Origin of the sequence: Nitratireductor luteus, assembly GCF_026162365.1 — a bacterium.
Classification (GTDB): Bacteria; Pseudomonadota; Alphaproteobacteria; order Rhizobiales; family Rhizobiaceae; genus Chelativorans; species Chelativorans luteus.
The window spans coordinates 22,550-40,048 of sequence record NZ_JAOANW010000003.1 but is presented as its reverse complement, the minus strand read 5'-3'; the positions used below and the strand labels follow the sequence as shown (position 1 = coordinate 40,048).

The window sequence follows — 17,499 nt, the reverse complement described above, 5'->3', positions numbered from 1 at the left end:
TCCGCGACATTTCAAAGTTTTCCGCCGGGCGCGGTTTGACTTCGCCGCATTGAGGGCGCAAGAACGATGAAACTCTAGTCTGCATGCGGCACGTCGTGTTGCGTGCTCGGTTCGCAGCTATTTCGGGTGTCGCGGGTGGGCATCTATCTCCCGATCGCGGAAATGTCGGTCAACATGGTGATCCTGCTCGCCATGGGGGGTGCGGTCGGGTTCCTGTCCGGCATGTTCGGCGTCGGCGGCGGCTTCCTCATCACACCCTTGCTCATATTCTACAACGTTCCGCCGGCAATCGCGGTGGCGACCGGCGCGAATCAGGTGATCGCCTCCTCCTTTTCGGGCGCACTCGCCCATTTCAAGCGCGGCACGCTGGACGTGAAACTCGGCTGCGTACTGCTTGCCGGCGGCATCGTCGGCTCCTCGCTCGGCGTCACGGTATTCGCCTATCTGCGCAGCCTCGGCCAGCTCGACCTCATCGTATCACTTCTTTATGTCGCCTTCCTGGGTTCGGTAGGCGGGCTGATGATGGTGGAAAGCCTGAACGCCATCCGCCGCGCGCGCGGCGGGAACCGGATATCCCTCAAGAAGCCCGGGCAGCATAACTGGGTCCACCGCCTGCCGCTGAAGATGCGGTTCCGCGCTTCCAAGATTTTCGTCAGCGTGATCCCGGTGCTGGCGCTCGGTGCGATCATCGGCTTCCTGGCCTCCATCATGGGCGTGGGCGGCGGCTTCATCATGGTCCCGGCGCTCATCTACCTGCTCAAGGTGCCGACCAATGTGGTCATCGGCACCTCTTTGTTCCAGATCATCTTCGTCGCCGCCTTCACCACCGTTATGCACTCGACCGCCAACCAGACCGTGGACGTCGTGCTGGCCTTCCTGTTGATGGTGGGCGGGGTCGCCGGCGCACAATACGGTGCTAGGGTCGGGCAGAAATTGCGCGGCGAGCAATTGCGCGCGCTTTTGGCCGCTCTCGTCCTGGCAGTCGCGCTGCGCCTTGCTTTCGACCTCTTCGTCGAGCCGGAAAGCCTCTATTCGCTGGGGGACATCGCGGCATGACGATGCAGCGCGCGGCGGCCGTTCTCCTCCTCATCCTGCTGGCGCCCGCCCAGTCCTTCGCCCAGATACGGGAGGGCGAACGTATCGAGATCGGACTGTCGACCGACCGGGTCTCCATAACCTCCGATTTCGCCGGAGCGAATCTGACGATCTTCGGCGCGCTCGACAACGCCGACCCGCTGATCAGCCGGCAAGGCCGCTACGATATCATCGTCGTACTGGAAGGCCCGCCGCAGGTGGTCGTCGTGCGCAAGAAATCGCGCGTGCTGGGGATGTGGATCAATACGCAGTCCGTAGCCTTCCAGGATGTGCCGGCATCCTACTCCGTGGCCATGACACGGGCTCCGCAAGACATAACGGATGCGGAGAACTACAAGCGCCTGGCGCTGCGGCCGGGCAACATCCACCTGAAGCCGCTGAATCCCGACGGCGAGCCTCGGACAATCCAGGAATTCACCGCCGCGCTGCGCGCGCGCAAGGAGGCGGTGGGGCTGTATGTGGAACTGGTGGGCGGTGTGCAGTTCCTCTCCCAAAATCTTTTCCGCGCGACCCTGAAGCTCGCTCCCAACGTATCCGTCGGCACCCACAAGGCGCGCGCGTTCCTGTTCCGCAATGGCGTATTCGTCCAGGAAACCTCAGCTGCACTGACCATCCGCAAGGCAGGTCTCGAGCAGCGAATCTTCGATTTCGCACACCAGCAAAGCCTGCTCTATGGCATCGCAGCGGTGCTGCTCGCCATTCTGACGGGCTGGCTGGGGCGGATGGTCTTCAAGAAAGATTGATCGCGACGAACCAGCGGCTGGATCATTTCACGCCCGCAGCATCGGCCAGCCGATCGGATAGACCCGGTTCTTGCCGAGCATGTAGGCGGTGAGCCTTTCGGCCTGGAACAGGCCGGCGAAGGCGCGGTCGAGCACATTCAGCGTGCCGGTCAGGCTGCCGAAAGCTGGCATCACGAGCCGGTCGCCGTCACTGGCAAAACAGGCGCGGCGCACGGAGCGCCCGCGCCGCACGATGCGGGCGCCCGGATGCAGGTGCCCCGCGATTTCGCCCGAGGGCGCGCCCTTTTGAGGCTCATGGCGCAGGGTCAGCGGGCCGAAGGCCATCTCGTCGACACAGTCGCCGGGCAGATTCTCCGGCTTTTCGGGGTCGTGATTGCCGGACACCCAATACCACTGACGTCCACTCATCATTTTCACCAGCGCCCCGCGAAAGGCTTCCGGCATCCGCGCCGAGCCGCCATTGTCGTGGAAACTGTCGCCCAGGCTGACAACGATGGCCGGCTCGTAGCGCCGGATGACGATGTCGAGGGCGGCAAGCGTGGCCACGGTGTCGTAGGGCGGCAGGAAACTGCCGCGGCGCGCGTAGGAAGATCCTTTCTCCAGGTGGAGGTCGGAGACGATCAGCATGCGGTCGGCCGGCAGGTAGAGCGCGCCCGAAGCGTCGCAGACCGCCGCCTCGCCAGCCATCGCGATCTCCACCGCAAGCGTATCACGTACGGTCCCCTCCGGTGCATTCATCGGCGGCCCATCGCCTCCTCGATAAGATCATCCCCGGTCAGGCTGCCAGCCGCTTCGCTCAGAAGCGCCTCATTGGCGTCGCCCGGCGTCGGCTCCTTGCCGATCTCCAGCATGACGGGTACGGCCAAGGGGGAGATTCGCTCAAGGTCCTTGTGTATCAGTCGGCCACGGGTGCGCGACAGCATCTCGCCGAGGCGCGCTATGTCGAGCAATCCCGTGGCCGCATCCCGCCATGTTGCCTGAAGCAGGATGTGATCCGGCTCATGGCTGCGCAAGACGTCATAAATAAGGTCGGCTGAGACAGTGACCTGCCTTCCGTTCTTTTCCTTGCCGGGATGGCGTTTTTCCACAAGGCCGGAGATCAGCGCGCAGCTGCGGAAAGTGCGTTTCAGGAGCCAGCTGTCGGCCAGCCACGCCTCCAGATCGTCGCCGAGCATATCCTCGTCCAGCAGCGCGTCGAGGCTCAGCCTGCCGGTCCGAATCATGTGGCCCATGTCGTTGAGGCTCCATACGGCCAAGGCATAGTCGGTGGCGACGAAGCCGAGCGGACGGGCACCGGCCCGCTCCAGCCGGCGGGTCAGCAGCATTCCCAGCGTCTGATGCGCCAGCCTGCCCTCGAAGGGATAGGCGACCAGATGGAAGCGGCTGGCGCGCGGAAAGGTTTCGATCAGGAGATCGCCCTTCTTCGGCAGGATCGACTTTTCCTCCTGGATGCGCAGCCAGTCGGCCACCTGTTCGGGCAATGCGCGCCAGCGGTCGGGATCGGCCAGCATGGCGCGCACCTCCTGCGCCAGATAGGTGGACAAGGGGAACTTGCCGCCCGCATAGGACGGCACCATGGCGTCCTGTCCGGCCGCCGTCGTGACGTAGCACTCGTTTTCGCGGATGCCTTCGAAACGCAGCACACGGCCCGAGAACATGAAGGTGTCGCCGGGGCTCAGCGTTTCAAGGAAATATTCCTCCACCTTGCCGAGCACCATACCGCCGCGCGCGCCGCCGCCCTTGCCGCGCTGGCGGGTGAGCCGCACGTTGAGCATCGGCAATTCCACGATGGTGCCCACATTGAGCCGGTATTGCTGAGCGAAGCGGGGGTGGGAGATGCGCCAGCGCCCGTCCTTCATCCTGCGGATGCGGGCATAGCGCTCATAGGTCTTCAGCGCATAGCCGCCCGTTGCCACGAATTCGACGACGCGCGCGAATGTCTGCCGGTCGAGCCCGGCATAGGGCGCGGCGCTCCGCACCTCCTCGAAGAACTCCTCCTCGTCGAAGGGCCCGGCGGCCGCCCTGCCCCACACATGCTGGGACAAGACGTCGAGCGCGCCTTCGGCCAGCGGGGGCGTGTCCTGCGCGCCGAGATAGTTCGCCTCCAGCGCCGCCCGGCATTCCATCACCTCGAAGCGGTTGGCCGGCACAAGGATCGCCCGGCTCGGCTCGTCCATGCGGTGATTGGAACGGCCGATACGCTGCGCAAGCCGGCTCGCGCCCTTCGGCGCGCCGACATGCACAACGAGGTCGACGTCGCCCCAGTCGATGCCCAGATCCAGCGTCGAGGTGGCGACGATGGCCCTTAGGCTGTTGGTCTCCATCGCCTTCTCCACCCTGCGCCGCTGCCCGACATCGAGGGAGCCGTGGTGAAGCGCGATAGGCAGATTGTGCTCGTTGATATGCCAGAGCTCGCGGAACAGAAGCTCGGCCTGGCTGCGCGTGTTGACGAAGAGCAGTGTCGTACGGTGCCGCCTTATCGCATCATAGACGGCCGGAATGGCATAGCGTGCGGAGTGGCCCGCCCACGGCACCCGCTCTTCGGTCTCCAGAATGGTGATCTCAGGTTTTGCGCCGCCGGCCACGGTGACGATTTCGGCCATCCCGCCGGTGGGGTTCTGGCCGACCAGCCAGCGCCGGAGCGCCTCCGGTTCGGCGACCGTGGCCGACAGCCCGATACTGACCAGACTGGGCCGAAACGCGCGCAGCCGCGCCAGGCCCAGTGCCAGCAGGTGTCCGCGCTTCGACGTGACGAGCGAATGCAATTCGTCGAGCACGACGAAGCGGAGATCGGAGAAGAAGCGCTCGGCATCAGGCGTGGCGATCAGAAGCGCAAGCTGCTCGGGCGTGGTCAGCAGAATGTCGGGCGGAGCGAGCTTCTGCCGCTGCCGCTTGTGGGAAGGTGTGTCGCCGGTACGGGTTTCCATGGAAATGTCGAGCGCCATCTCGTCGACCGGCTTGGCAAGGTTGCGTTCGATATCGACGGCAAGCGCCTTGAGCGGCGAGATGTAGAGCGTATGGACGCCGCGCCGCGCCATGCCGGGCTTTTGCCTTGGCCGTACCGCCAGGTCCGTCAGCGCAGGCAGGAACCCGGCCAGCGTCTTGCCCGCACCGGTGGGCGCGATCAGGAGCGCCGAGTTCCCCTCGCGGGTTTTGGCCAGCAGCTCGATCTGGTGCGGGCGCGGCGTCCAGCCGCGCGCGGCAAACCAGTCGCCGAACGGCGCTGGCAGCAATGGTGCGGCAACGCCGCTCTGGATCGGACTTTGACGGGTCAAAACGGAAACAGAACTAAAGCAGAACAGCGTCCGCGCCAAGGCGATTTCTGCACGGGGACCGCGCGAAACAAGCGCAACCCGCTCAGTGCGCCGGCGGCCTTTCCTTCGCATCTCTTCGTGGAAGCCCTTCCGCCGCGCCGTCCGCCGCCATGGCCTTGCGCGCGACGACGATCAGGCCTTCGATGGGTTCGCCGCGATCCATGCGAATCACCGCGGTTTCCTCAGAAACGAGATCGAAGCCCGCTGTCGCGATCACCCGTGCAATATAGGCTGGCGCGTGCGCGTAGCGGCGGGATGGGCGGAGCTGCAGGTCGCCGGGGCCATCGTGCTTTTCGACCGAAAAGGCAAACAGCGCGCCGGGAGACAGATGCGCGGCAACCATGTCGATAACACGGTCGAGCGCGCCCAGATACATGAAGACGTCGGCCGCCGTCACGAGATCGGTCTCACGCGGGAGTGACGACAGCGTCTGCAAATCCGCCTGACCGAGCCGGTCGTAGAGGCCCTTGGCTTCCGCCTTTCTCAGCATTTCGGCCGAGAGGTCGAAGCCTTCAATGAAGCTCGCGGAACGCCGCAGACGCTCGCCCATGAGTCCGGTGCCGCAGCCGAGATCGACGACATGGGCGAATTGCATGGGGCCCGTGACCACAGCCAGCACGGCCTGTTCGAGCAATTCCGGCACCCGGTACGCCAGCTTCTCCACCAGTGCCTCATCGAACGTTTCGGCATACTGGTCGAACAATGTCTCCACGAAGGCGCTCGGCGCGGTGTCCAAACCGCTCAACGCTCCGTGGAGTTCGAGTTTGAGGCTTGCGCCCAACCGGTCGGCGGGGTCCAGCCGCAGGCACGCGCGCCAGGCATCGTGGGCGCCAGCCATGTCGTCCGCTTCCGCCCGCATTTCACCCAGCCGGTAGTGCCCCGCGACCCAGCCCGGCACGAGCGCGACCGCCTCGGCCATCAGCTCGGCAGCCGCCCGGATGTCGCCGGCGGCCAGAAGCATTTCGGCGTAGCCGGCACGGCGGTCGGCTATCAGGTTGCCGGACGAGAAGCGGAGCGGGTTCATGAGGCGTGGCGGCTAAGCAAGCATTCGTTAGTTGCCAAGGAATGCTTGCGTAGATTCCCTTGCTTGTCGCAGGTTTTGCCCGGAAAAACCGCGGGGCATTTTCCGGAACCTGCTTGGTGTTGAAGGACGGCGGCTTATGCGCGCAAAGCGGGTTTTAGGCAAGCTGCTTTCTTCGGCCGGGAAAATGCCTATCTTTGCCCCGCATGAAGCCGCGCGACCTGCTCCATTCCCGGCCTGAAGGCCTCTATTGCCCGCAGGGCGATTTCTTCATCGATCCGGTGCAGCCCGTCGCGCGCGCCCTTGTCACCCACGGTCATGCGGACCATGCCCGCGCCGGCCACGGCGCGGTGATGGCCACGCGCGAAACGCTGGATATCATGGCGATCCGCTACGGCGCAGATTTCGCAGGCAGCCGGCAGGAAGCGCGGCTTGGCGAGCACGTAATGCTCGGCGGCGTCGCAGTGACCTTCCATCCTGCAGGCCATGTGCTTGGCTCAGCCCAGATATGCGTGGAACATGGCGGCCTGAGGATCGTTGCCTCCGGCGACTACAAGCGCCGCCACGACCCGACATGCCGGCCCTTCGAGCCGATCCGGTGCGATGTCTTCATCACAGAGGCAACCTTTGGTCTGCCGGTTTTCATTCACCCGCCGGCGGCAGACGAGATCGGGCGGCTCCTGAAGTCGCATGACCAGTTTCCCGAACGCACGCATATCGTCGGCGCTTACGGGCTGGGCAAGGCGCAGCGCGTGATCGCGCATCTGCGCGAGGGCGGATATTCCGCTCCCATCCCAATCCACGGAGCCGTGCAGAAGCTTTGCGAATACTACCAGGCGCGGGGGATCGACCTGGGGCCCCTCGAACCGGCGACCACCGGCGACGGCGCTGCCGCGCCACGGGCAAGCCCCATCGTGATTGCACCGCCGTCGGCGATCTCCGATCGCTGGTCGCGCCGCTTCGCCGACCCGCTGGCCGTGTTCGCCTCGGGCTGGATGCGCATTCGCCAGCGCGCAAGACAGCATGGCGTCGAGCTCGCGCTCATCATCTCCGACCATGCCGACTGGACCGAGTTGACCCGGACCATCGTCGATACCGGGGCGGAAGAGGTCTGGGTGACCCATGGCCGTGAGGAGGCGCTGGTGCGTTGGTGCGAGCTTAACGGCATTGCCGCCCGGCCGCTGCACCTGGCCGGCTACGAAGACGAGGCTGAGTGATGCAGGCCTTCGCCGAACTTCTGGACCGTCTGGTGCTCACGCCGTCGCGCAACGGAAAACTTAGGCTTTTAACTGACTATTTCGCCGATACGCCGGATCCCGATCGCGGCTATGGGCTGGCGGGAATAACCGGCGGGCTGGACTTTCCAGCCGTCAAGCCGGCCATGCTCCGCGGGCTCGTGGCCGAGCGTGTCGACGAGGTTCTGTTCGCCTATTCCTACGACTATGTCGGGGACCTTGCCGAAACCGTCTCGCTGATCTGGCCGGCGAAATCCGGCGGGAATGCTGCTCCATCCTTGCACGAAGTCGTGGCGCGTCTCAGCACCGCCAGCCGTTCGGATGCGCCCACGCTGATGGCGGATCTCCTGGATCGTCTCGATCCCTCCGGCCGTTTCGCGGCCATCAAGCTGGCCACCGGTGGCTTGCGCATCGGCGTATCGGCGCGGCTTGCCAAGCAGGCCCTGGCGCAGTTCGGCGGCGTCGCGGTAGGCGAGATCGAAGAGCTATGGCACGGGCTGAAGCCGCCTTACGAGGAACTGTTCGCCTGGCTGGAGGGGCGTGGGCAGAAGCCGGAGAACGCCGCCCTAGCGCCGTTTCGTCCGGTCATGCTGGCGCATGCCTTTTCGCAGGCCGACCGGGCGCTGGACCCAGCCCGCTATGCGGCCGAGTGGAAGTGGGACGGCATCCGTGTGCAGGCAAGTGCCGAGGCCGATATGCGCAGGCTCTATTCGCGCACGGGCGACGACATTTCCGCCGCGTTTCCCGATCTGGTCGAGGCCATGAGCTTTGAAGCGTCGATCGACGGGGAATTGCTGGTGGGCGACCCGCGCGAGCGCACGGACACCTTTTCCGATCTGCAGCAGAGGCTCAACCGCAAGACGGTCTCGGCCAGGATGCTGTCGCAATATCCGGTTTTCCTGCGCTGCTACGACCTCCTGACACTGGGCACGCGGGACCTGCGCGGTCTTGCCTATCCCGAACGCCGGGCCGCGCTGGCCGCGCTTGTCGCCGGCCTGCCCTCCGACCGTTTCGACCTGTCGCCGGAAGTTCCATTCGATAGTTGGGACGAGTTGGACGAAAAGCGTCGCAATCCGCCTCATCCGGTGATCGAGGGGGTGATGCTGAAACGGAAGGACAGCGCCTATCTGCCGGGCCGGCCGAAGGGGCCGTGGTTCAAATGGAAACGCGATCCATTCACCGTCGATGCCGTGTTGATGTATGCGCAGCGCGGCCATGGCAAGCGCTCCAGCTTCTACTCCGACTATACGTTCGGCGTCTGGACCGGGCCGCTCGACGACCCATCCCTGGTGCCGGTCGGCAAGGCCTATTTCGGCTTCACGGACGAGGAGCTGAAGCAGATCGACAAGTATGTGCGCGACAATACCATCGAGCGTTTCGGGCCGGTGCGCTCCGTCCGCGCCGATCGAGACCATGGGCTGGTTCTGGAAGTCGCCTTCGAGGGGCTGAACCGCTCTACGAGGCACAAATCAGGCGTTGCCATGCGGTTCCCCCGCATCTCAAGGCTACGCTGGGACAAGCCCGCCCACGAAGCCGACCGGCTGGAAGCACTGGAGGACATGCTCGACGAGAAGCGGCTCAACCGGCCGGCGAAACCCTGATCGAATAGATGTCGAGACTGCGTCCCAAGCCCTCTATATCTGGCACGATGGCGATGGTGCCCCCCGCGCCCGGCGGCCGATCGGGAAACTCGGTCTCGAACAGATATTCGCCTGGCGCCGCGCCGACCACATAGCGGATGCGGCCGCAATCGCCGAGATCGCCGAAATTGCAGGAGATAGAAATCTGCGTTTCCTGGCCTTCCTCGGCCGACGCGGTCAGGCTAAATACGGCGCGGCGGCCTGCCAGTCGCTCCAGGGTACCTTGCCCCACGTCGAACAGGACTGCGGTATCCGCGCCGGGCGCGCTCACCCGCAGCGCCTGCTGATCGCCCTCGACGACTTCGGCCCGCGCGCCGCCCGCGGCCGCTGCCGTGGTCGGGTCGCTGGGCGTGAATACGGTGACCCAGTCGCCGGTGGGCTCGGCCGCACCAAGCGCGGGCCGCGCCGGCGCGGAGCCGCCAGGATCGAAGGATTCTTCCTCCGTATTGGCCGGCGGGTTGCGAACAGAGGTGTCGCGTTCGCTCGCGGTCATCAGAATACCGCTGTCGATGGTCCACCAGGCGCCAATCCCGATGGCGGCGACCAGCGTCGCGATGAGAAACAGCATGGCGAAAGAGCGGCGGCGCGGCACAGGTCCGGCCATGGGCGTGCGCTCGTCATAGGCTGGTTCCGGCGCGATGTCGTCTGCCTCCGAGAGCCTGTCATCGCGCGCGACACGCGGAAACGCGCCCCGTGTCTCCTGCTGCGGGGGAAAGGTAGCTTCGGTCGCATATGGCGGTGGTGCAGCGGGCGCCTGCGGCTCACGTGCCGGGACGAACTCGCTCTCTACCTCGGTGATGACCGATTTCAGCCGGTCGCGGCGCAGTCGCATATCCTCGGCGGAAATGTCGGGACGTGCGGCGAGCGACCGCTCGAACGCAGCGAAAACCTGCCGATAGACCTTCTCCCGGAAGACGCGATCGCCGGGATCGCCCTTTTCGAAGGCCTTTCTGATTGCCGTCCTGACCGCTTCCAAGCGCGTTCCCCCAGTTTCCCGCTATCATCGTTAACCCTATGAGCCCGTTCAATCAATCATGCTGAACGATCGCACACGAAAAGCTGCGTCGGCCATCTGGACCAATAGGGGCCTTCTTGACAGTAGCGCGCTCTGCCCGCAGCTATAAAATGCATTTCACGGAGCTCGACCATGCTGAAAACGCCCTACCTCCTGTTCCTCGGCGATGCGCCCGACCCGCTTGCGGCGAAAGTGGCGCAGGGCATCAAGGACTGGCGGCCCGAACATTGCCTCGGCCAGCTTCGGCTCGAGGGCTGCAAGGCCGATCTGGGCCTGGCCGACCTGAGCGTGGCCGAGGCCCGCGCCGAGGGGGCGCAGACATTGGTGGTGGGCGCGGCGAACCGGGGCGGCGTCATCTCGCAAAAATGGCTGGCGACACTGGTCGAAGCCGCAGAAGCCGGCATGGACATAGCCTCGGGCCTCCACAACAGGCTCACCTCCCTGCCCGACCTGGTGGCGGCGGCGAAGCGCAACGGCACGGAGCTCTTCGATGTGCGTGTGCCCCAGCACGACTATCCAATCGCCGACGGGAAACGCCGGGCCGGCAAGCGCTGCCTGGCTGTCGGCACCGACTGCTCGGTCGGCAAGATGTACACCGCTCTGGCCATGGAAAAGGCGATGCACGAGGCCGGCATGAAGGCCAGTTTCCGCGCCACCGGCCAGACCGGCATCTTGATCACCGGATCGGGTGTGCCGCTCGACGCTGTGGTAGCCGATTTCATGGCCGGCAGCATCGAATGGCTGTCGCCCGAAAACGAGCCCGACCACTGGGACCTGATCGAAGGCCAGGGCAGCCTGTTCCACCCCTCCTTCTCCGGCGTCACGCTGGCCCTGATCCATGGCGGGCAGCCCGACGCGCTGGTTCTATGCCACGAGCCGACCCGCACCCATATGCGCGGCCTGCCGCATTACGGCCTGCCGAGCCTCGAGGAATTGCGCGACCTCGCGCTCACCACCGCCCGGATCGTCAATCCGGATGTGAAGGTGACCGGCGTCTCCGTCAACACAGCGGCGTTCTCCGAAGACGAAGCGCAGTCGTGCCTGCAAGCGATCGAAACGCGGATGGGACTTCCCACCGTCGATCCGTTCCGCCAGGGCGCGAGGCGGCTGGTGGAAGCGCTGGACGCCTGAGCGCCGCTACGCAAGCGCCGCCTGGACCGCCCTTTTCGCCATGACAACCACCAGGTTGGCGCGATATTCCGCCGAGGCGTGGATGTCCGACATCAGCTTGTCGGCCGAAACTTTTGCGCCATCCAGCGCGGCGGCGTCGAAGGACGATGCGAGCGCGGTTTCCAATTCGCCGGCGCGAAAGACGCCTTCCTCCCCCGCTCCGGTAACGGCGACGCGGACGCTATCCGGACGCTTGGCCACGAACACGCCGGTAAGTGCGTAACGGGATGCGGGATTGGGGAATTTCGCATAGCCGGCCTTCTCCGGCAGGCTAAAGGAGACAGCGGTGACGATCTCGTCTTCCGCCAGTGCCGTCTCGAACAGGCCAGTGAAGAAATCATCGGCCGGAATCTCGCGCTTGCTGGTGTGGACGGTCGCCGACAATGCCAGAAGCGCTGCGGGATAATCCGCAGCGGGGTCGTTGTTGGCGACGGAGCCGCCGAGCGTGCCCATGTGGCGGACATGCGGGTCGCCGATATGGCTGGCCATGTGGCACAATGCCGGGCAGGCCTTGGCGAGAGCTGCATTGGATGCGACCTCGGCATGGGTCGTGCCCGCGCCGATTTTCACCCTGTCACCGGCAACCGTGACGCCCTTCAGGTCGGCGATATGGCGCAGGTCGATAAGGTCGCTGGGCGCGGCGAGCCGGGCCTTCATGGTCGGGATGAGCGTCTGCCCTCCGGCAACGAACTTGCCGTCTTCCGCATCGGAGAGAAGCTTGACCGCCTCATCGATGGAGGAGGCGCGGCGATAGGTCGTGTTGTACATTTATGTTCTCCTCACTGCATCGCCGCCCACACCCTCTGGGGCGTGGCGGGCATGGTCAGGTCGTTGTTTCCAATAGCGTCGGTGATGGCGTTGATGAGCGCCGGAGGCGAGCCTATCGCGCCGGCCTCGCCGCAGCCCTTGATCCCGAGCGGATTTCCGGGGCAAGGCGTGTTGGTGGTCGACACACGGAAGGACGGCAGGTCGGCCGCGCGCGGCATGGTGTAATCCATGTAGGAGGCCGTGATAAGCTGGCCGGTGGCCGGGTCGTAATGGCAGCCCTCCAGCAGCGCTTGGCCGATGCCCTGTGCGAGTCCGCCATGCACTTGGCCCTCGACGATCATCGGATTGACAATGTTGCCGAAATCGTCCGCCGCCACGAATTGCACGATGTCGGTGTGACCCGTTTCGGGATCGACCTCGACCTCGCAGATGTAGCAGCCGGCGGGGAAGGTGAAATTGGTCGGGTCATAGAACGCTCCCTCCTTCAGCCCCGGCTCCATGCCCTCCGGCAAATTGTGCGCAGTATAGGCGGCGAGCGCCACCTGAAACCAGGGAACCGTCTTGTCGGTGCCAGCCACCTTGGCCTCGCCGTTCTCGATCACGATGTCGCTTTCGTCCGCCTCCAAGAGATGCGCGGCGATCTTCTTGGCCTTGGCCTCCACTTTGTCGAGCGCCTTGGCAATGGCCGACATGCCAACCGCGCCCGAGCGCGAGCCGTAGGTGCCCATTCCCATCTGCACCTTGTCGGTGTCGCCATGAACGATGGAAACCTGCTCGATCGGCACGCCGAAACGGTGAGCCACCAGTTGCGAGAATGTCGTCTCGTGGCCCTGGCCATGGCTGTGCGACCCCGTAAGTACTTCGATGGTGCCGGCCGCGTTTACCCGTACTTCGGCCGATTCCCAAAGGCCGACGCCCGCGCCCAGCGAACCCACGGCGGCCGACGGCGCAATGCCGCAGGCCTCGATATAGCAGCTCATGCCGATGCCGCGTTTCCTGCCCCGCTTCTCGGCCTCCGCCCGGCGGGCGGCAAAGCCGTCGTAATCGGCCTCGCGCATGGCCGCCTCCAGCGAAGCGTCGTAGTCGCCGGCGTCATAGTTCATGATCACCGGCGTCTGATGGGGGAATTCGCGAATGAAGTTCTTGCGGCGCAGCTCTGCCGGCGAGATGCCAAGCTCCCGCGCCGCCGTCTCCACCGTACGCTCGACCACATAGGTGGCCTCGGGCCGCCCGGCGCCGCGATAGGCGTCGACGGGGGCGGTGTTCGTATAGACCCCGCGCACATTGGCGTGGATCGCGGGAATGTCGTACTGGCCCGACAGCAGCGTGGCATAGAGATAGGTCGGCACCGACGAGGAGAAGAGCGACATGTAGGCGCCGAAATTGGCGATCGTGTCGACCTTCAGGCCGGTGATCCTGTTGTCGGCGCCGAAAGCCATCTGGACCTCCGTCACATGGTCGCGGCCATGCGCATCGGTGAGGAAGCTCTCGGTGCGGTCGGCCACCCATTTGACCGGCACGCCGGTGCGTTTGGACGCCCACAGGCAGACGATCTCCTCGGGGTAGATGAATATCTTTGAGCCGAAGCCGCCGCCGACATCCGGCGCGATCACCCGCAGCTTGTTCTCGGGCGCCACGTTGTAGAACGCGCTCATCACCAGTCGGGCGACATGCGGGTTCTGGCTGGTCGTCCAGCAGGTGTAGTGATCCTCCGCCTTGTCGTAATGGCCAAGGGCGGCGCGCGGCTCCATGGCGTTGGGTATCAGGCGGTTGTTGACGATCTTCATGCGCGTGACGTGGGCGGCGTCGGCAAGCGCGCTGTCGGTGGCGGCGCTGTCGCCGATCTCCCAGTCGTAGATCAAGTTGCCTTCGGCTTCCGGGTGAAGCTGCGGGGCATTTTCGTCCAGCGCCTTGACGGCATCGGTAATTGCCGGAAGCTCCTCATAATCGATCTCGACCGCTTCGGCCGCGTCGCGTGCCTGGCCCTTGGTGTCGGCCACGACGATGGCGACGGCATCCCCGACATAGCGCACCTTCTCGGTGGCCAGCGCCGACCAGGCGCCCATCTTCATGGGGCTGCCATCCTTGGAGTGGACCATCCAGCCGCAGATGAGGTTGCCTATGCCGTCGGCCTGCAACTCTCTGCCGGTCAGTACGCCGATCACGCCCGGCATGTCGCTCGCGGCGTCGACATTGATGGATCGGATATTTGCATGTGCGTGGGGGCTGCGCACGAACGCAGCGTGCTTCATGCCCGGCACGGTCATGTCGTCCACATATCGGCCGAGACCCGTGATGAAGCGCTTGTCTTCCTTGCGCGCCACCCGCGCGCCGATGCCTTCGATACCCATGATTGAAATTCCTCCCGAATTCCAGTGGATCGTGAATGGTCGAAACAGCTACCGGTGCAGGCCGGCCCCTATAACGAGACTGCGGGCATTCCCGGCATGCCGCTATTCACCATTCATCATTTCACTATTCATCCTTGTTCTTCAGGCAGCCTTCGCCTTGCCGCCCATCGCTTCCGATGCGGCAAGAATGGCCTTGACGATGTTATGGTAGCCCGTGCAGCGGCAGATGTTGCCCTCGAGCTCCGCACGCACTGTCTTCTCGTCAAGGCCTTCGGGATGGCGCCGGATCATATCGGCGGCGGCCATGATCATGCCTGGCGTGCAGAAGCCGCACTGGAGGCCGTGATGCTCCTTGAACGCCGCCTGAACCGGATGCAGTTCCGCACCGTCGGCGAGCCCCTCGATGGTGAGCACTTCGGAACCGGATGCCTGTGCGGCAAGCATGGTGCAGGATTTCACCGCCATGCCGTCCACATGCACCACGCAGGCACCGCACTGGGAAGTATCGCACCCCACATGGGTGCCGGTCAGCCCCTCGTTTTCACGCAGGAAATGAACCAACAGGGTTCTGTCTTCCACCGTGCCGGATATCTTACGGCCGTTCACCGTCATCGTTACATCTGCCATGGGTCCTCCTCCAAGGGTGTGCCTAGACAAAATACGTCCCGCCCGGCGAGACGGCTTGCAGACAGATTAACGCAGGAAGACATAGAGTCCATTGCCATTTCGCCGAACTTTGCCCCGCGCAGGATTTGGACGGAGCACGGGATGTTCGGCCTTGATCTTGCCGCGCGATGCCTGTATCAGGCGCGCACGCAATCGATGCTGGCCCATCCGGCCCTCGCGCGCGCCGCTTTAGCTCAGTTGGTAGAGCACATCATTCGTAATGATGGGGTCAGGTGTTCGAGTCACCTAAGCGGCACCATTTCCCCTCAGGATTTCGCAGAAGCATTCAAATGCCGGCGGTGTGCCGGTTACCGTGACGGCTCGGCGGCCATGCACGTTATAGGTGCATGCGACAATTATACACCAGCGTCCGCAATATAGCGCAGATGATCAGGTCCGAGGTGCAATAATATTGCATTCCATGACCGCCGCATGACCTCTTGTTGCGGTTTTGCGTGGCCCACTGAATCCGTTTGACGCTTACGTCATTTCCATGCCTAATCGGGCCTCGACCCGGCTCGGGTGCGCGTTTGTTCACGGTCGCCAGCCGGCGGCCGTGCTGGAAGTCTGACCGGTTCCACACCGGCGGGGAGGCAGGGAAATGCCGTTTGCATCTCGTTCGTCCTTCGGCTTGATGGCCAGCCCTTCCAGCACCGAACGGCGCAAGATCGGCCCCTTATCCCGCCAAAGCCACCCAGTCCGTTGCACGCCGAGCGCGCATGGCGCGTTTTTGCATCGCCGGACATAAGTGCGCGGCAGGGGAAGGCGCCTTCCCGGGCCAATCAACAACAAGCCGCAAAAGCGGGTGATGGGAGTAACGAGCATGATGATGAAGACGATGATGCGAGGGCTGCTTGCAGGCGCAGCCTTCATGGCAAGCGCGAGTGCGGCGTCGGCCGTGACCTATGTGCGCGGCAATGACAGCGATCCGGAGACGCTGGATCAGCACAAGACGTCGACGATTTCGGAAGCGCATCTTCTCCGCGACCTCTACGAGGGGTTGGTGATCTACGATCCCGAAGCCAACGTCATCCCGGGCGTAGCGGAAAGCTGGCAGGTCTCCGACGACGGAACAGTCTACACCTTCAAGCTGCGCGCTGACGCCACATGGTCGAACGGCGATCCGGTGACGGCGGAAGATTTCGTGTTCTCCTTCCAGCGCATACAGAACCCGGAGACGGGCGCGAAATACGCGACCATTCTTTATCCCATCAAGAATGCCGAGAAGATCAACAAGGGCGAGCTCGAACCCGGCGAACTTGGCGTCAAGGCCGTCGATGACAAGACGCTGGAGATCACGCTCGAACAGCCCACCCCCTATTTCCTCGAGCTTCTCACCCACCAGACCGGCCTGCCGCTCAACAAGGCGAGCGTCGAGGAGCATGGCTCCGATTTCGTAAAGCCGGAGAACATCGTCACCAACGGCGCCTATACGCTGGTGTCCATCACGCCCAACGACAAGATCGTGATGGAGAAGAACGAGAATTTCCGCGAGGCCGACACGGTCAGCATCGATCGCATCGAATGGATCCCCTTCGAGGACCGCGCCTCTTGCGTGCGTCGCTTCGAGGCTGGCGAAGTGCACAGCTGCTCCGATCTGCCGGCCGAGCAGCTCAAATCCATCAGGGACCGTCTCGGCGACCAGGTGCGTACGCCGCCTTATCTCGGCACCTACTACTATGCCCTCAACACGCAGAACGAAGCGTTGAGCGATGCGCGCGTGCGCCAGGCTCTGTCCATGGCCATCGACCGCGAGTTCATCGGCGAGGAGATCTGGTCGGGAGCGATGCTGCCCGCCTATTCGCAGGTGCCGCCCGGCATCGGCAACTATATCGACAATCCGCCGCAATATGAGTGGGCGGAGGAATCGCTGATCGACCGCGAGGACAGGGCGATCGAGCTGATGACGGAGGCCGGCTACGGCCCCGATAAGCCGCTCGAGCTGGAGCTTTCCTATAACGCGTCGGAGAACCACAAGAATACGGCAACGGCGATCGCCGATATGTGGAGCCCGCTCGGCGTCAAGGTCACCTTCAACGTGCGCGACGGCTCCGCCCACTATGCCCATCTGCGCGACAGCGACGACTATCAGGTCGCCCGCGCCGGCTGGATCGGGGACTATTCCGACCCGCAGAACTTCCTCTTCCTCGTCGAAAGCGACAACACGGGCTTCAACTACGCCAAGTACAAGAACCCCGAATATGATGCGCTGATGGACAAGGCCGCGGCCGAGACCGATCTCGAAAAGCGGGCTGAAATCCTGGCCGAGGCGGAGAGGATGTTCTTGCGGGATACGCCATTCATCCCGTTGCTCTTCTATTCGTCCCTCTCGCTCGTCTCCGACAAGCTGCAGGGCTGGGAAGACAATATCCAGAACGTGCACGCCACCCGCTTCATGAGCATATCCGAGTAGGCAAACAGGTTATCCCGGAGCACCGCTTTCCGTCATTCAAGGCGGAAAGCGGTTGCCTTGACGCCGGA

General features: G+C 64.2%; 13 protein-coding genes and 1 tRNA gene. 7 read left to right on the top strand and 7 right to left on the bottom strand.

The annotated features are described in order from the left end of the window. The first annotated feature begins 135 nt into the window (after window positions 1-135). Together N1058_RS04980 and N1058_RS04975 are read left to right on the top strand one after the other, a co-directional pair. A complete protein-coding gene (locus N1058_RS04980; protein WP_265516402.1) occupies window positions 136-1,056 on the top strand; it encodes a sulfite exporter TauE/SafE family protein in 921 nt (306 codons plus the stop codon). Beyond that, window positions 1,053-1,838, top strand: coding sequence for a TIGR02186 family protein (locus N1058_RS04975; RefSeq protein ID WP_265516401.1), 786 nt, complete (start codon window positions 1,053-1,055; stop codon window positions 1,836-1,838). The genes N1058_RS04980 and N1058_RS04975 overlap by 4 nt, the downstream gene beginning before the upstream one ends. Window positions 1,839-1,865: 27 nt before the next feature. Here N1058_RS04975 and pdeM read toward each other — a convergent pair whose 3' ends face one another. The 3 genes from pdeM to N1058_RS04960 form a co-directional block, all read right to left on the bottom strand. Then, window positions 1,866-2,576, bottom strand: coding sequence for a ligase-associated DNA damage response endonuclease PdeM (gene pdeM / locus N1058_RS04970; protein WP_420847945.1), 711 nt, complete (start codon window positions 2,574-2,576; stop codon window positions 1,866-1,868). Beyond that, window positions 2,573-5,113, bottom strand: coding sequence for a ligase-associated DNA damage response DEXH box helicase (locus N1058_RS04965; RefSeq protein ID WP_265516400.1), 2,541 nt, complete (start codon window positions 5,111-5,113; stop codon window positions 2,573-2,575). Before N1058_RS04965 ends, pdeM begins: the two co-directional genes overlap by 4 nt. Before the next feature lie 82 nt (window positions 5,114-5,195). Next, window positions 5,196-6,176: a class I SAM-dependent methyltransferase gene (locus N1058_RS04960; RefSeq protein WP_265516399.1), complete on the bottom strand. Its 981-nt coding sequence runs from the start codon at window positions 6,174-6,176 to the stop codon at window positions 5,196-5,198. Between the two features lie 203 nt (window positions 6,177-6,379). Here N1058_RS04960 and N1058_RS04955 point away from each other — a divergent pair, with 203 nt between their 5' ends. Together N1058_RS04955 and N1058_RS04950 are read left to right on the top strand one after the other, a co-directional pair. Then, on the top strand, window positions 6,380-7,390 hold the full coding sequence (locus N1058_RS04955) for a ligase-associated DNA damage response exonuclease (protein ID WP_265516447.1): 1,011 nt from the start codon (window positions 6,380-6,382) through the stop codon (window positions 7,388-7,390). Continuing rightward, entirely contained in the window at window positions 7,390-9,009 is a 1,620-nt protein-coding gene (locus tag N1058_RS04950) for a cisplatin damage response ATP-dependent DNA ligase (RefSeq protein WP_265516398.1), read from the top strand. Before N1058_RS04955 ends, N1058_RS04950 begins: the two co-directional genes overlap by 1 nt. Here N1058_RS04950 and N1058_RS04945 read toward each other — a convergent pair. Beyond that, window positions 8,987-10,024, bottom strand: coding sequence for a hypothetical protein (locus tag N1058_RS04945; RefSeq protein WP_265516397.1), 1,038 nt, complete (start codon window positions 10,022-10,024; stop codon window positions 8,987-8,989). The genes N1058_RS04950 and N1058_RS04945 overlap by 23 nt on opposite strands. Window positions 10,025-10,195: 171 nt before the next feature. Between N1058_RS04945 and dgcN the strand changes: the two genes are divergently transcribed. After that, window positions 10,196-11,194 carry an N-acetyltransferase DgcN gene (gene dgcN / locus N1058_RS04940; protein WP_265516396.1) on the top strand — a complete coding sequence of 333 codons (999 nt, stop codon included), beginning with the start codon at window positions 10,196-10,198 and terminating at the stop codon, window positions 11,192-11,194. A gap of 6 nt (window positions 11,195-11,200) precedes the next feature. Here dgcN and N1058_RS04935 read toward each other — a convergent pair whose 3' ends face one another. The 3 genes from N1058_RS04935 to N1058_RS04925 all read right to left on the bottom strand — a co-directional run bounded on the left by N1058_RS04935 (window position 11,201) and on the right by N1058_RS04925 (window position 14,979). Beyond that, window positions 11,201-12,001 (bottom strand): FAD binding domain-containing protein, encoded by an 801-nt coding sequence (locus N1058_RS04935; RefSeq protein ID WP_265516395.1) that lies wholly within the window; start codon window positions 11,999-12,001, stop codon window positions 11,201-11,203. Between the two features lie 11 nt (window positions 12,002-12,012). After that, window positions 12,013-14,352, bottom strand: coding sequence for a xanthine dehydrogenase family protein molybdopterin-binding subunit (locus N1058_RS04930; RefSeq protein WP_265516394.1), 2,340 nt, complete (start codon window positions 14,350-14,352; stop codon window positions 12,013-12,015). A 141-nt stretch (window positions 14,353-14,493) separates the two neighbouring features. Next, window positions 14,494-14,979: a (2Fe-2S)-binding protein gene (locus tag N1058_RS04925; RefSeq protein WP_265516393.1), complete on the bottom strand. Its 486-nt coding sequence runs from the start codon at window positions 14,977-14,979 to the stop codon at window positions 14,494-14,496. A gap of 222 nt (window positions 14,980-15,201) precedes the next feature. On the opposite strand from N1058_RS04925, the gene N1058_RS04920 reads away from it, so the two are divergent. Further along, window positions 15,202-15,277, top strand: a tRNA-Thr gene (locus tag N1058_RS04920). Window positions 15,278-15,844: 567 nt separating this feature from the next. Beyond that, the gene (locus tag N1058_RS04915; RefSeq protein ID WP_265516446.1) at window positions 15,845-17,431 is read left to right on the top strand and encodes a peptide ABC transporter substrate-binding protein; all 1,587 of its coding nucleotides are present in this window, start codon (window positions 15,845-15,847) and stop codon (window positions 17,429-17,431) included. Window positions 17,432-17,499 lie beyond the last annotated feature (68 nt).

Bases quoted from the DNA above. Each gene is read 5' to 3' on its own strand.
- N1058_RS04975 (WP_265516401.1), top strand. From the start codon at position 1,053: ATGACGATGCAGCGCGCGGCGGCCGTTCTCCTCCTCATCCTGCTGGCG.
- dgcN (WP_265516396.1), top strand. From the start codon at position 10,196: ATGCTGAAAACGCCCTACCTCCTGTTCCTCGGCGATGCGCCCGACCCG.
- N1058_RS04955 (WP_265516447.1), top strand. From the start codon at position 6,380: ATGAAGCCGCGCGACCTGCTCCATTCCCGGCCTGAAGGCCTCTATTGC.
- N1058_RS04950 (WP_265516398.1), top strand. From the start codon at position 7,390: ATGCAGGCCTTCGCCGAACTTCTGGACCGTCTGGTGCTCACGCCGTCG.
- N1058_RS04935 (WP_265516395.1), bottom strand. From the start codon at position 12,001: ATGTACAACACGACCTATCGCCGCGCCTCCTCCATCGATGAGGCGGTC.
- N1058_RS04930 (WP_265516394.1), bottom strand. From the start codon at position 14,352: ATGGGTATCGAAGGCATCGGCGCGCGGGTGGCGCGCAAGGAAGACAAG.
- N1058_RS04925 (WP_265516393.1), bottom strand. From the start codon at position 14,979: ATGGCAGATGTAACGATGACGGTGAACGGCCGTAAGATATCCGGCACG.
- pdeM (WP_420847945.1), bottom strand. From the start codon at position 2,576: ATGAATGCACCGGAGGGGACCGTACGTGATACGCTTGCGGTGGAGATC.
- N1058_RS04915 (WP_265516446.1), top strand. From the start codon at position 15,845: ATGATGAAGACGATGATGCGAGGGCTGCTTGCAGGCGCAGCCTTCATG.
- N1058_RS04960 (WP_265516399.1), bottom strand. From the start codon at position 6,176: ATGAACCCGCTCCGCTTCTCGTCCGGCAACCTGATAGCCGACCGCCGT.